At 38.5% G+C, this 14928-nt stretch carries 9 protein-coding genes, 1 tRNA gene and 1 pseudogene; 7 read left to right on the top strand and 4 right to left on the bottom strand.

Features of this window, described 5'->3' with window-relative positions:
* Positions 1-112: 112 nt before the first annotated feature.
* A tRNA-Leu gene (locus BFP77_RS04980) sits at positions 113-193 on the top strand.
* Positions 194-232: 39 nt separating this feature from the next.
* On the opposite strand, the gene BFP77_RS04975 is transcribed toward BFP77_RS04980, so the two are convergent.
* Entirely contained in the window at positions 233-1132 is a 900-nt protein-coding gene (locus BFP77_RS04975) for a hypothetical protein (RefSeq protein WP_099572952.1), read from the bottom strand.
* 207 nt (positions 1133-1339) lie between these two features.
* Between BFP77_RS04975 and dinB the strand changes: the two genes are divergently transcribed.
* Together dinB and BFP77_RS04965 are read left to right on the top strand one after the other, a co-directional pair.
* A complete protein-coding gene (gene dinB / locus BFP77_RS04970; protein ID WP_099573027.1) occupies positions 1340-2554 on the top strand; it encodes a DNA polymerase IV in 1215 nt (404 codons plus the stop codon).
* A 79-nt stretch (positions 2555-2633) separates the two neighbouring features.
* Positions 2634-5669, top strand: a complete 3036-nt coding sequence (locus BFP77_RS04965; RefSeq protein ID WP_099572951.1) for a DNA polymerase III subunit alpha — start codon at positions 2634-2636, stop codon at positions 5667-5669.
* A 9-nt stretch (positions 5670-5678) separates the two neighbouring features.
* Here the strand turns inward: BFP77_RS04965 and BFP77_RS04960 are convergent, their stop codons facing one another.
* The 3 genes from BFP77_RS04960 to BFP77_RS04945 form a co-directional block, all read right to left on the bottom strand.
* On the bottom strand, positions 5679-7346 hold the full coding sequence (locus BFP77_RS04960) for a sodium:solute symporter (protein WP_099572950.1): 1668 nt from the start codon (positions 7344-7346) through the stop codon (positions 5679-5681).
* Positions 7347-7793: 447 nt separating this feature from the next.
* A complete protein-coding gene (locus BFP77_RS04950) occupies positions 7794-8798 on the bottom strand; it encodes a hypothetical protein (protein WP_099572948.1) in 1005 nt (334 codons plus the stop codon).
* Between the two features lie 39 nt (positions 8799-8837).
* Positions 8838-10391 (bottom strand): Fic family protein, encoded by a 1554-nt coding sequence (locus BFP77_RS04945; protein WP_099572947.1) that lies wholly within the window; start codon positions 10389-10391, stop codon positions 8838-8840.
* Positions 10392-10630: 239 nt separating this feature from the next.
* On the opposite strand from BFP77_RS04945, the gene BFP77_RS04940 reads away from it, so the two are divergent.
* The 4 genes and pseudogenes from BFP77_RS04940 to BFP77_RS04925 form a co-directional block, all read left to right on the top strand.
* Complete coding sequence (locus tag BFP77_RS04940) at positions 10631-11830, top strand: phospholipase D-like domain-containing protein (RefSeq protein WP_099572946.1); 1200 nt, start codon at positions 10631-10633, stop codon at positions 11828-11830.
* Positions 11831-11927: 97 nt separating this feature from the next.
* A complete protein-coding gene (locus BFP77_RS04935) occupies positions 11928-13100 on the top strand; it encodes a glycosaminoglycan attachment protein (protein ID WP_099572945.1) in 1173 nt (390 codons plus the stop codon).
* 178 nt (positions 13101-13278) lie between these two features.
* Positions 13279-14358 carry a Shedu immune nuclease family protein gene (locus tag BFP77_RS04930; RefSeq protein ID WP_218963456.1) on the top strand — a complete coding sequence of 360 codons (1080 nt, stop codon included), beginning with the start codon at positions 13279-13281 and terminating at the stop codon, positions 14356-14358.
* 159 nt (positions 14359-14517) lie between these two features.
* A pseudogene (locus BFP77_RS04925) lies at positions 14518-14928 on the top strand (IS1595 family transposase); the annotation flags it as partial.

The following is a 14928-nucleotide window of genomic DNA, read 5'->3' as shown; positions in this document are numbered from 1 at the left end:
TTTCTAAGGAGGTGCAAATTTAAAAATTAATTTGAGTTGCTAAAGGATAAATGTTTATATTTTTAGGTGTTAAACCAAAATATTTTTTAGTTTTGCAGTCCTATTTGGGAAAGCTCGAGTGGCGGAACTGGTAGACGCGCTGGATTCAAAATCCAGTTCCTTTGGAGTGTGGGTTCGATTCCCACCTCGAGTACTTAAAGGAAAAGCCGAGATATTTACGTCTCGGCTTTTTTTACTTTTTTACACGTATCATTACCGCTTCACAACTTTCCAAATCGGAATTAAGGATGATGTTTTCAGATTTGGTGCCATCTGTGATTTCCATAGATACCGTATTGGGAGGTGCATCACCAAGATTGTGTGCGTACAGGAAAAGATCATTAGATTTATTGGGGTCCAGGGTTACTTTGAATTCTCTTTTCCAATAAGTCAGATAGTGTTTGGACACAATAGAATTACCGTTTAAAAATATGGATACAATATCCCCGTCTTGCCTGCCGTGGTCCCATATTTTAATGCTAATGTCTTCATTTGTAAAACTCAGTTCTTTGGTGTAGGATATTTTTCGGTCCTCAAATTCTTCCCTGATGTCTGGCTTAGCTTCTTCTTTTGACCTTGTAATCGCCGTTGGTGTACTTTGTGTTTTGGTTTTTGGTTGTTTTTTCGGTCTCTTTTTTCTTTTTTCTCTTTTTTTCTTGGGAACTATAGCTGCTTGCGATGCTTGTTCCTGTTCTTTTTTTCGTGCATCTGAGGCCGCGTTTACAATGGAGAAAAATGGAGTTACAAATTTTGCGATGTTATACTTGTCATTAGGAAATAATTCAATGCCAACAACTTGGTATCTATCTCCAGACCCAATATTTTTGGCTAGTGCTATATTTTCCGCTAAACCATTATTCTTATAGGAGCCTAGTTCCTGAACTACCATTTCATCACGAACCAGAAAGAAGCGTGTAGATTTTGTAGTATCTATATGCTCAACATCCCACTCTAATTTCACTAATTCGGGTATGGACCACACTGTTCCTTGAGTAGGATAATTGATGGTAATCGCAGATTTCCCCTCTTGAGAAAAGCAAGAGAAGAGACTTATGAATAAAAAACTGAAAGAAAGGATATGGGGGAATTTCATAATCTAGATACGTATGAAAAAAATGCTAATATAAAGTTAGACTTTTGACTTTAATAACAAGTTAATGGTTTGGTTTTTACTTAACGCTAATTGCCTTAAAATGTTGGGTATTAGTATTCAATTTAAAAAAGTATACTTTATTTATTGGAAATAATCCAAAAAATAGGAATTATTCCATAAATTAGCTATCCCTTTTTCAGGATGCTTATGCAAAAAACTATCTTACATTTAGATTTAGACACTTTCTTCGTGTCCGTAGAGCGTAAACTGGACAACCGTTTAGTAGGCAAGCCCATACTTGTCGGGGGGCTCAGTGACCGTGGCGTAGTGGCAGCTTGTAGTTATGAAACACGGGGATTTGGCATACATTCCGGGATGCCCATGAAAATGGCAAAGGAACTCTGTCCTGAAGCGATTAGGATCAAAGGTAATGCAGGTACCTATAGTACCCATTCTGATGTGGTCACCGATATTATTAAAGCGTACGTACCACTGTTTGAAAAATCTAGTATCGATGAGTTTTATGCCGATTTAACAGGGATGGATCGTTTTTTTGGATCATATAAATATGCATCCGAGCTTCGGCAACGAATCATTAATGAGGCAGGACTTCCTATTTCCTTTGGGTTGTCCGTGAATAAAGTAGTCTCAAAAGTGGCCACGGGACAGGCCAAACCTAACAATCAATTAAAAATAGATTATGGACTCGAAAAACAATTTTTAGCACCACTTTCTATTAAAAAAATTCCAATGGTGGGGGATAAAACCTATCAAACCCTTAGAAATCTTGGGTTACGGAAAGTAGGCACGGTACAAAAAATGCCTATGGATGTTATGCAGCGCGTACTGGGTAAGAACGGAGGAATCATTTGGAAGCGTGCCAACGGTATTGATCATAGTCCGGTCGTTCCTTTTTGTGAACGTAAATCTATTTCTAATGAACGCACTTTTGATAAGGATACTATTGATGTGGTAAAATTGAGGGGTCTATTGATTGCCATGACGGAGAATTTAGCATACCAGCTAAGACGTGGGGAAAAGTTAACGGCCTGTATTGCGGTTAAGATCAGGTATTCCGATTTTAACACCTATTCCAAGCAAATGCGTATCCCCTATACGAGTGCCGATCATATCCTGATTCCAAAGATTTTGGAGCTATTCAAAACGCTTTATAACAGAAGGCTGTTAGTACGGTTAATAGGTATCCGGTTTAGTCATTTGGTCAGTGGTAATTATCAAATTAATTTATTTGAAGATACTGAAGAGGCCTTGAGCCTATATCAAGCAATGGACCACATCCGAAATAAATATGGGGATAAGAGTGTAGTACGCGCTTCAGCGATGGGCAAGAATACCATAGGCCGAATGCACAACCCGTTCAATGGGCAACCGCCTATCGTGCTTGCGCACCGAAAACAATAATACGGTTGTTGGTTACTAGTTCCTCGTTGTCTACAAGGACGAATAATTAGTAACTGGCAACTAGCAACTAATATTCAATTTGTATATAAACTGTCATACATATTACAGTCTTCGCTTTGGAACCTTTTCCGAAAAAGTACTCCTGCAATTGGCGCAAGATAATCAGGTGACACAACTGGTGCTGACGGATATTAACAATACTTCGGCCGGACTCAATTTTGTGCGATTAGCACCGGAATATGGTATTAAACCTTTATTGGGAATCGATTTCAGGAACGGGGTAAATCAACAATTTATAGGGATAGCTAAAAATAATGAAGGTTATCTGGAGTTGAACAATTTTCTTTCAGAAGACCTCCATGAGGAAAAAGTGTTCGCTCCCATTGCCCCAAAGTTTGAAAACGCCTATATCGTGTATCCTTTTGAGCAGGTACTTCAGAATAATCAAAAAGTTTTTGCTCCGCATGAATTTATTGGAATATCCATTGCAAACCTTAGGAAACTACCTTTTTCAAGATTATCTAAATTGAAGGATAAGTTAGTGGTCCAACAACCCGTCACCTTCAGGAATAAGACTGATTTTAATGCGCATAGATTGCTCCGCGCCATAGCCAACAATATTCTGTTGAGCAAGCTAGAAAAAACGGAAGAAAGTGATGAGGAAAATAAAATGTTTCCTATTGAAAACTTAACTGCCGCCTTTTCAGAATATCCTTTTATTTTAGAAAACACGGAGCGATTGATGAGCTCATGCAGTATTCACTTTGATTTTTCCAAAGAAAGAAAACCTCAGAATCTTCAAACCTATTGCGGTACTAGGGAAGAGGATGAGGAAATGATTGAAAGATTATGTCACCAGGGGCTGGCCTACAGATACCCTGATGGGGGAGTAGGTATTATGGAACGTTTGGAAAAAGAAATGAAACTTATCAAGCGTATGGGTTTTGTCTCTTACTTCTTGATTAATTGGGACATCGTAACCCATGCAAGAGAGCAAGGGTTTTTCTATGTGGGCAGGGGTAGCGGTGCCAATAGCATCGTTGCTTATCTTTTGCGCATTACGGACGTAGACCCTATAGACCTGGACCTGTATTTTGAGCGTTTTATTAACCTGTACCGGGCAAATCCGCCTGATTTTGATATCGATTTTTCGCATCGTGATCGCCCAATAATGACGCAGTATATTTTTGACCGCTTTGAACATGTAGCATTACTTGGCACTTACGTAACGTTTAAAGATAAAGGAGTTATCCGTGAATTGGGGAAAGTGTTCGGGTTGCCAAAAAGCGAAATAGATTCCCTTTCTGAAGGGCAATACGATTTTTCAAAGCTTGATGAAATAGCGTTACTCGTCCTAAAATACGGTCGCCTTATCAAAGGTATGCCCAATTACCTAAGCATCCATGCCGGGGGTATCTTGATCAGTGAAAAGCCCTTGCACTGGTTTTCGGCGACCAACCTGCCTCCCAAAGGATTTCCAACAACGCAATACGATATGGTCATCGCCGAAGATGTGGGTCTTTTTAAGTTTGATATTCTAGGACAACGAGGACTTTCTAAAATAAAGGAATCATTAGAGATCATTGCTTACAATCAGTTTAAAGGGGCGGTTACTTTTGATATTCACGATGTCAAGAGATTTATAAAAGATCCGATAATCAATAATCTCGTGAAGACAGCGCAATGTATGGGTTGTTTTTATGTAGAATCGCCCGCTATGCGTATGCTGTTGAAAAAGTTGGAAGTGGATAATTATTTGGGTCTGGTCGCGGCAAGTTCCATTATTCGCCCTGGAGTATCAAAAAGTGGTATGATGCGCGAGTATATTTTACGGCACAGGAATGCAGGCAGGGCAGAGAAATTAGCGCATCCGGTGATGTTGAATATTATGCCAGATACTTATGGTGTTATGGTCTACCAAGAGGATGTAATTAAGGTAGCGCATCTTTTTGCGGACCTTGACCTAGGAGAGGCCGATGTATTGCGGCGAGGTATGAGCGGAAAATTTCGCTCGCGAGCGGAGTTTCAAAAGGTAAAGGAAAAGTTTTTTGAGAACTGTAGGAAGAAAGGTTACGATGAAAGACTAATTTCTGAAATCTGGAATCAGATTGCCAGTTTTGCAGGTTATGCTTTTGCGAAGGGACATTCCGCCAGTTATGCGGTAGAGAGTTATCAAACACTGTTCTTAAGAGCTTACTATCCATTGGAATATATGGTGGCGGTGCTTAACAACGGTGGCGGATTTTATCGTGCCGAATTCTATGTGCACGAGGCTAGGATGTTGGGTGCCACCATTCATCCACCCTGTATCAATAAAAGTTTTACGCAGAATGTAATTTATGAAAAGGATATTTTCCTGGGCTTTGGTTACCTCCACGAGTTGGAGAACCGTGTAGCAGAGCGCATTTTAAAGGAACGAGTGGAGAATGGAAATTTTAGTTCCCTAGAAAGTTTTTTAGACCGTGTCTTTATTACTGTTGACCAGATCAGTATCCTTATCCGTATCGATGCATTTCGGTTTACCGGAGTAAACAAACATAAATTGCTTTGGAAAGCGCACCTCTTCCTGAACAAGAACGTAAAAGTTGACCATCCAAAACTATTTCCGCCAAAGCATCAAAATTTTAAGATTCCGCAATTGCACACTACGGACCTTGAAATGGCCTTCACACAACTAGAACTTTTGGGTTTCTGTCTTTGCAGTCCGTTCGCTTTATTGGCAGAGGCGCCAAAAAATACTAGATGTGTTGATGATCTACCACGTTTTTTAAATCATCATATCGATATTTATGGCTATCTGGTAACGGTTAAGCATACGAGTACCAGTAAGGGAAAGCGTATGCATTTTGCAACAATGATCGATCAGCAAGGAAAAGTTTTTGATACGGTTCTTTTTCCGCCTGTAGCTGCACAGTATAGTTTTAGGGGTAAAGGAATCTACCGTTTTTACGGTAAAGTGGTTAGTGAATTCGGTTTTTTGAGCATTGAAGTCATTAAAATGCAGAAACAAGACTACGTTCCCGACCCTAGATATGCTGACATGAAGACCAGTACAAAAGTGTTCAATGCCAAAAAGCAGCATCCAAGGAAGAACGAGACACAAAGTATGGGATAAGGAAGAAAATCAACCTGTAAAATACATGAGTATTCCTATAACGATGACCACCAATAATATCGATAAGACTACGTCGATAGTATCGTAGCTTTTCTTTGCCAACTGCTTATCTTCAGCACTCAATGTTCCAAAAGACAAACCTCCTATGGTTTGATAATTAGGTGCAGTGGTGGCCAATGATGTTCCTATACATAAGGCCATAGAAAAAATGAACATAAAAATAGCCATATGAGCAAAATTTATGGTGGCAAAAGTGTATATAAAACCAGAGGCTAATTGCTCTCCTGTCTGTTTAAAATGTTCAATTGCTGGCTGGTAGTATATCTCACTACCCAACCTAGCAATAAGAAGTCCTAATCCACTCATTAGGGTGGTAATGGCTGCAGTGGAATTTACCCTTTTCCAAATAATTCCTAATAGAAAAACCGTTGTAACCGGGGGAGCAATATAGGATTGTACATTTTGGAGGTACTGGTACATTACACCGCCACCGATCTTTTCCATAATGGGAATCCATAAGATTCCAAGAATTACGATTACCCCCGTGGCCAATTTTCCTATTTTGAGAAGCTGTTTTTCGCTCTTTTGCGGCATTATTTTTTTATATATGTCTATAGTGAAAATTGTAGAGCAAGAATTAAATACGGATGCCAATGAACTCATTAATGCGGCGATAAGCCCTCCGGCCACCAAGCCTTTTAATCCTACGGGTAATAATGTCTTTACCAACATTGGAAAAGCACGGTCTGCTTTGTCTACACTAAAAACATCAGGATTTTCGATAGTTAATGCAAAAGCAATAATACCAGGAATCAGAAATATAAATATGGGAAGTAGTTTTAAGTAAGCTCCAAAAATAGCCCCTCTGCGACCTATTTTAATATTATTGGCAGCTAAGGTTCTTTGCACAATGTACTGATCCGTACACCAGTACCAGATACCTACTATGGTGCCGCCTATCAATAATCCCGTCCATGGAAAATCAGGGTCGGTCATAGGTCGCCACATATTAAAGTGTTGTGGACTCACTTCTTTTACGGTTTCGGTCATGGCCGTCCAGCCGCCAATTTCCTGTAGGCCAAGAAAAGTGATGATCAATGATCCTAGAATTAGGATAATGGTTTGTAGGGTTTCCGTATAGATAACCGCCTTCATTCCGCCAACGATTGTGTAAATACCCGTAAAAATTACGATGCCTATAGCCCCACCCCAAAAGGATACACCTAACAACTCGGAAACAACAATACCACCGGCATATATGGTTACCGAAACTTTGGTGATTACATAACCTACAAGAGAGAAAATGGATAAGAACCATCGGGAGCGACTATCAAAACGTTTCTCAAGAAACTCGGGCATCGTAAATGCCCCGCTCCGTATATAAAATGGAAGGAACAACCATCCCAAAAGAAGCACGATCCAAGCGTGTAGCTCGTAATGTGCCATTGGTGTTCCGGACTCAAACCCTGTACCGGCCAAGCCTACGACGTGTTCTGAACCAATGTTCGATGCAAAAATAGATGCTCCAATGACAAACCATCCTACGTTTCTACCTGCTAAAAAATAGTCCTCCGTATCCTTGTTCTTTTGAAGCACCACCCAAACCGCAACACCTATTAGGACTAGGAAATACATTCCCAAGACTATCCAATCACCAAATTCCATAACGGATTCCATATGCCCTATACTTTATTATTATTATAAAACAATCTTACTTTTTGCCTTCTTCGTTCTTCGCACTTCGTACTGTTCAACTAGTCGCTATCATGAACCCATTTCTAGTTTCTTGATTTAGAAAGATAAAGAAATCCCTTAAATCTTTACGGCGCTTCACAAAACAGTTGGTTTATGTGTCACTATGGAACCCTCTTCGATTCTCTTTTCAGAGGGTCAATGGCTTTTTTATAGGATTCGGTAAAATTTGCTTCTGATTTCCAGTGATAAAAGGAGATATAGGTTTTGGCAACCTCTTTTTTATTGCAGGACACAATTGTTGCATGTAGAAATAAAATGAAAATTGCTTGCTTTCCCTTCATTATTTTCAATTCAATAGACACATATACAAAACCATAATTATTTAACGGGGAGAACTGATTTTAAGTATTTGTAATGCAGTATATTGAATCAATCTATCAATTGTCTTACTGTATCTTTCAAAAAATACCCGCCGGTCTGAGGAGCATCTCCTCTGAATTCTATTAGACCAGCGTTGCGAAGCTGAGCAATGTATCTTTCTATTGAACTTTCAGGAAGATTAGTTTTTTCTTTATAATCAGGAACTCTTTTACCTTCAATACTGGCGATAGCAGTTAAAAGAAGAACAAGTCTTTCCTTTACACCATCAGTTACTCCTCCAATTGCTCCCTCAATTGCTCCTTCATTAGCTCCACTAATTCCTCCCTCAATTGCTCCACGAATAGGAACAGGTATTATAGTTTTAAAAGTTGCTCCTTCAATAAATAGAGGGTTATCCTTTCCCGAATATGCTTTGATGTACTTATTTACATTTAAAATACCTGACCCTAATTCATCGAACCTGCCCAATTGCATAAAAAACTTGGCGATTGAAGAGTTTTTGGGAAAAGGCGAAAAATCAATCGGTGAGATAACCCCTTCTCCATGCGGATTGTTCGCATTCTCGGTTTCGACCCTATCCCTATAAATAATGAAAGTGGCCGGCAGTGCATGGGTATATTCGCGATTCACGATAATTTCCCTGAAAATAATTCCTCGTAAACTTCTTCGTTGTGTGCCTTCTAAAAAGAAAGGATCCGAAAGATGTTCTTCAACGAAATCCATTAATTCGTCGTACGCATCAATTAGATTGGTGGTACAGTACAACCTATCGTCATAACGCTCAACATTATCTTTGCGTACCAAAGCATCGATTTTATAGTGTGTTAGAATTTGCTGTATGGTTTCGTCTTTACCAAATAGCAAAATAGCTGCCAAAGTGTACCCTTCTTTACCAGTGGCATAGCCCTTTTTCCAAAGCCCTGCCTTTTGCAACAATTGTTCGTCGGAGAGTGATAACCACGGATGGTTTTGATTATTTCCGCGAATCAATTTCCTTGCTCGCGTGAACAACTCCGAATTGAAATTTGATAGCTGTACAAATGGATAAATCATATCCTTGGAATATTGGTCGCATTTCTCAGATAAATACGTTTATATCAATTTCTTTGCTATGGGCTTCCCTTTTAGCCCAGCATCTACCAAATAAGCTATGAATTGCGCAAAAGGCTCAATATTATTTTCAACACTCGCACTTTCAAGTGTCTTCATATAGACATCCCTTTCTTCAATGGGTATTACCGTCCAAGGATACCCCCCAGAAATAAGCATCGTATTCATTAAGAAACGACCCATACGACCGTTACCGTCCATATAAGGATGTATGTACACAAAGAAAAAATGCCCCAGCACAGCGCGTACGCAGGCCTCTTTTTCAGATGCCAGCAACTCAAAGAGCAATGGCATCACATCCCTTACACCATGCACATTGACAGGGGTATGTTTGGACTGTCCAATATATACTTGTGCATTTCGATACCCCGCCAAATCAGAAGGTTTTAATATTCCAGTGGTAATACTAGGGCCAAATAATTCCCTGTACCAATCGCCATGTTCTTCATCTGCGACATTACCCGGGTTCTTTCCTTCAAAAATCCGCTGTATACTTTTCTTGACCGCATTGAATGCCAGCCAATAACCTCTAGCGGCCATGGCATCCTTTTGTTTTAAGTCCTCTTCATTATCCTCGGGATTCCAATTACCACTTCGAACGCGTTCGATAAGTTCCGGTGTTACCTTATATTTTTCTATGGATAAGGAATGATAGGCATCGGTTACGTAAATTTCATCGATTTTTTCCATGTATGATTTCAAATCTTCTGGTATGCCCGGAGGTTTCGGAAATACTGCAATCACAACTTCCCTCATTTCTTCCCACATCAATTTTATTCGATTCACATATGGGGAACGTTCCCTTGGGTCAAATTTAATTGGGGATGGTGCTGTAAATGGGTCCGTTTCCCTAACATCATACCCGGCCGCTGTCATCGTTTTTAAAATCGAGTCCGAGATTTTATCCTGTCCCAGATTTCGGTACGCTCCTACCAGTCTTCCTGCAATGGTTGAGTGCCCACCTTCTAACAGGATTGGTAGAAGTTCGGACGCGTCCTGTATCATCATAAGTGCTGTTCTTGAATCAATGGCTTGTTTCGTGAATATTGAAGGGGTACTATGTACGATTGAAGAAGCCAAACTAACGATTCGCATTCCTTCACGAATCTCGATTTCAGCAACATCGGGCAAGGGTGATTTCATAACGAATATAGAGGTCCCAAATAACAAGTTTGTAGCCGAATTGTTTCCCTTAGTCGATCTAATAATCAGTTGTCCTGGAACAGCATTATTTCCAGCATGGAACATAAGGGATTGTTCGGCTGAAACACAGTAATCTTCACCATAACGATCTTGTAGATATCTTGCGGAAAAGTCCCAAAAAGAGGTAAACCAAGAAGTACTATCGCCCTGTAGCTCGTCATGCGGTGTGGCAATGTACCATCCCTTTATCACTTCTTTTATAAATCCATTTTTTATCAATCTTTCCTTATGAACCCTTGAAAAATCATCGGCCTTTATCGCAACAATGCCCGAATCTTGAAGTGCTTTTAACTTTTCCAATGATTCAGCTAATTTCTCTCCCGGTGTTGCCATTTGTATATTTTAATTTTACAGATATCTCTTTTTAAACCTAGATTTCAACGTTGTTCACTGATTATTAATTGATGTTGTGCTTAAATTATTATTAGAGGATGTATATTATTTATTAATAAGTGTAGTGTTAAAATTATTATTTGATGTAAATTTAATGATTGTCTATTGATTATCGTTCCAAAGTTTATGATTTTTTTAAAATATCAAGTAGAAAACAGGCTAAACCTATATATTAGAAAATGAGATTTTTAGCGAATATCAATGAAACAAATAACCATTGTGTAGTACTATCTGAAAAGCTAAAGCAATCAGATGAAGCCTACTTTGCAGTAGCATTCTTAAAAATGTCAGGGCTGACTATTCTATCAAAACCTCTTACTAGGTTTCTAAAATCAGGAAGGACATTGACTGTTGTTGTTGGACAAAATTTTGCCCTGACAGAACCAAAGGCCTTACTCGAATTTCGTAATATGTTCAGGTCACATTCCAAATCAAAAATCTATTTGGCAAAAGCGAATTCAAAAGATTCAGTTTTTCATCCCAAGTTGTATTTGTTCAAATCCAAAAAAAGTTGTTCCATTATTTCCGGTTCCGCGAATATGACCAAAGGTGGACTTCAAAATAATAAAGAATCATCCATTAATATAGATTGCGAAACAAAAGACGATATATGGACAGATGCAATAGGTTATTTTAACTATATGATTCATCCTTCCAATGCCGATGAAGCGGACTTACTGGTCATCAAACAATATGAGTCATTTTTTGACCAGCAAAAACGACACAATAAAAAATCCAAATCAATCCCCACCAAAACAAAATCTCAAATTGCGTTCGATTATGCAAACTTGGTCAAACATTTTAAAAAATTCAATACTCCAGAGCGGCAAAAAAACTTTAAGGAAAAGCAAAACAATTACAGAGAAGCCAAGAAGGTTTTAAACCAAATTGCGGACAATCCCCGTTTGACACAAAAACAATTCGAACCACTTTTGGATTTACTTGTCGGAAGCAAAGAAGCATATAGTCTTTGGCACTCTGGCAGCCTATTTAGGCTTAGACGCAAAGTTTATCCTCATTTTAGGGAGTTTCGAAAACTGTTAATCTATATCCGTGACAATAAGAATCAAAATGCAGATATTGTTTTTGATAGGGCGAAAGAAATGGTCAAGAAGGTCAATGGCGCGGCCGTCAACTATGTAACCGAAATTATGATGACCTATAATTCTGTTGATTTTGCCAATTTAAATCGGAATCCGATCACAGTATTAAAGGAAGAGGGTGAGGTAAAAATCAAAGCACATTCATCATCGTACAAAGGAGTAGATTACTCTGAATACTGCGATCTTGTAAAAGAGATTTCACTAAAATTAGAGCTTAAAAATATGTTGGAGGCCGATACTTTTTTTAATGAAATCTATTGGAAAATCAAATATTGATAGACTTTATGAAAAGCTTTTAAGTAGGAATCGAAGCAGAAATACCTATTTTACATACTTATGAATTAGGTAGCAATACCACGAAAGATCGCTAAGGTTGAAAGACATTTTTAAACATATTGTTGCCGAGGATAAACTACATCCAGTATTCGAACTACTGTGTGAGCATTTGCCAATTGAACCAGCTAAACTTTTAATTGAAGAAATTGCGGCTGAAATGCCCGATAGTGACGGGAACTTTATTCAGCAATTTCAAACGACTGGTTTCCATTCACGACTTTGGGAAATATTTTTGTTCAAGTTCTTCAAAGAGAACGGTTTTACGTTTAATGACGCTCATAACCGTCCTGATTTTCATGTGGCCAAAAACGGGACCGATTTTCACGTGGAAGCAAGTCTATCAAGTGAAGTAGATGGAGATAAGTTTACCAAAGAGTATATTTTAAAAGCTCAAAAGGATAATGACTTAGCCGTTCAAAAAGAATTGATAGAACACTATGTTATACCCATGGGGAGTGTTCTTTATTCTAAACTACAGAAAAAATATTGGGAACTTGACTGGGTTAAAGGCAAACCTCTTGTTTTGGCGATAACGCCTGCCCATAATTATTTAGCAAGCTTTTTACCCGACGCGAAGATTATAGAATATTTATACGGATTAGCGTATGAGGCAGATTCGACTTCAGAGGGGCTAATCCCGAAAAAAGTGAAACAGGTAAAGGTGCATACGTACGGAGAAAAAGAAATACCGGCCAACTTCTTTTCCCTGCCCTACACGGAAAATATAAGTGCTGTAATATTTAGCAATAATAGCGATCTGCATAAATTTAATCGGATGGGATATCAAAGCGGGTTATCTGATACAACAATTATTATGGAGCGTGCTGGTTTAGCCTTTGACATGACCCCGAATGCACATCCTGTAGAATTTTCTCAGTCGATAATACCCGGAGACATAAAGGAAGACTGGAATGAGAGAGTTTCTATTTTTCATAATCCGAATGCTAAAATACCCTTAGAGAAAGGCCTATTTCAAAATATTAGAGAAGCGTGGATAAATGAGGATGGAGACCTTGATGGTAGAATGCCTAAATTTTTTCCATTTAGTTCAAAGACGTTTCCGGTGGCAATTGGAAAGAAGGCCTCTAAAAGCAATCTAAATCCCACGTGGCTAGAGAGGTGTCTTTTCAAAATACTTGAAACATTTCCAAAATCTACGAAAGCTATAATCTGGATGCTCAACAAACTGGATAAATTTAAATCTCTATAGTGCCATAAGCACCAGTAATCAAAGCATGAATTAATTCAAACACGTAAATGCTTATAAATGATAAACCCTAGTGATTGAAATTCAAAAAATAGATAAAAAACTTATTCTGAAATATGACTATTCGGACTTCCAATCCAATTATTGGGTTGATGACAAACTTCTTTCAAAGAAATCATTCTTGATTAAAAAAGTATTCAACGTTAGAAGAGAGATATTGATTAAAAGAGTGGAAGAAGATTTTGAGGAACCAGAATACTTTTTTGAAATTGGATTTCTTGTCGGCGACTACTTTAAAATCGACAATACAGTCTTTGGACTTAAAAATGATTTTTACTTCCATAAAGATTTGCCCTTAAGTGAGAAACACTTCATCGCAAAAACCAAGATTTCCCTTCTAAATCAAATTGATAGACTAATTTATCAAGACATTTTCATCGGAGGCGATAAGGAAGATATTTTACCTTATAAAGCCTTTATTGAGTTAACTAAAATATTTCCAACCACACACGAGGTGAAACTGTACCGAGAGGCTAAAGTTACGGCAATACTTAGAGATTACTTTGATAATGTACTAGACAGAGAAATGAGTTATCATTCCTACATCGGAAAGAAAACTCCGGTTTACAAAAGCGATTTAAGGAAAACTTTCAAAGACTCTGAAATCATTAAGCACGAAACCTTGCTTGACCGGTTGCGGACTATGCTCAATAATGAAGTTAGGTATAGTGAAAAACAATGGCAGGAAGAAATCATCCAAATCATTCTTATGCTCTTCCCAAAATATATTGTTGTTTTTGATGAGGTAAGGTTTAAAGATGTATACAACAAAAAGACAAGAAAGCTTGACTATGGCCTAATTGATTTCATGGGAAACTTGGATATTATAGAAATTAAAATTCCTTTTGAAAAGAGCATAGTAACCACCGGAAAATATAGGGACAACCATATTCCAAAACGAGATTTGTCCGGTACGATTATGCAAATCGAAAAGTACATCTACTATCTTAATAAATCAGGGGTGCAAGGAGAAAAGAAACTAACCAAAAAATACAAAGAGAAATTACCTTTTGGATTAGAAATAAAAATCACAAATCCAAACGGGATGATAATCATGGGTCGTGACATCGGCATGGACAAACATCAATTGGCAGATTTTGAAATCATCAAACGTAAGTACAAAAACATAATTGATATTTTTACCTATGATGACCTCTTGCGTCGGTTGGAAATAACAATAGGGCAATTAAAGCAATTGTAAAAATTTCAAGTTGGGGTCAATAAAATCAATTTTTCTAAATATGATTTATAGTACCGACTTCTGAAAAGAAACAATTAAAACAATGACAACATCCGATAAAAAGATATAAAGGTCAGTAGATAAATTCATACTTTTGAATTCAATAAATATAGGGTTTATATGGATATTTTCAAGGGTCAAAACCTTCTAGAGTTCTCCGATCGCTTCAAAACGGATCTGGACTGCAAGGAGTATCTCGCCGGGATCAAATGGAAAGAGGGTTTCAAATGCGTCAAATGTAACCATGTCGCAGCGCAGGTAAGAAAAGACTTTTCGAGGACGTGCAACATCTGCGGCCATACCGATTCGGCCACTGCCAACACGCTTTTCCATAAGGTCAAGTTCGGTCCTCGAAAGGCCTTTTTCATCTGTTTCGAGATGTCGACCAGTACAAAGAGCCTGTCGGCCAGTTGCATGGGCGTGCGCTACGGTGTCACCGAAAAGACCGCCCGCCTGTTCATGCTCAAGGTAAGGGAGGCCATGGCGTCCAGCGGGAACCACCCGATGGACGGCACGGTGCACGTCGACGAG

The sequence above is a fragment of the Maribacter sp. 4U21 genome, assembly GCF_002742365.1.
Taxonomy (GTDB): Bacteria; Bacteroidota; Bacteroidia; order Flavobacteriales; family Flavobacteriaceae; genus Maribacter.
This window is presented reverse-complemented; position numbering and strand designations above follow the sequence as displayed.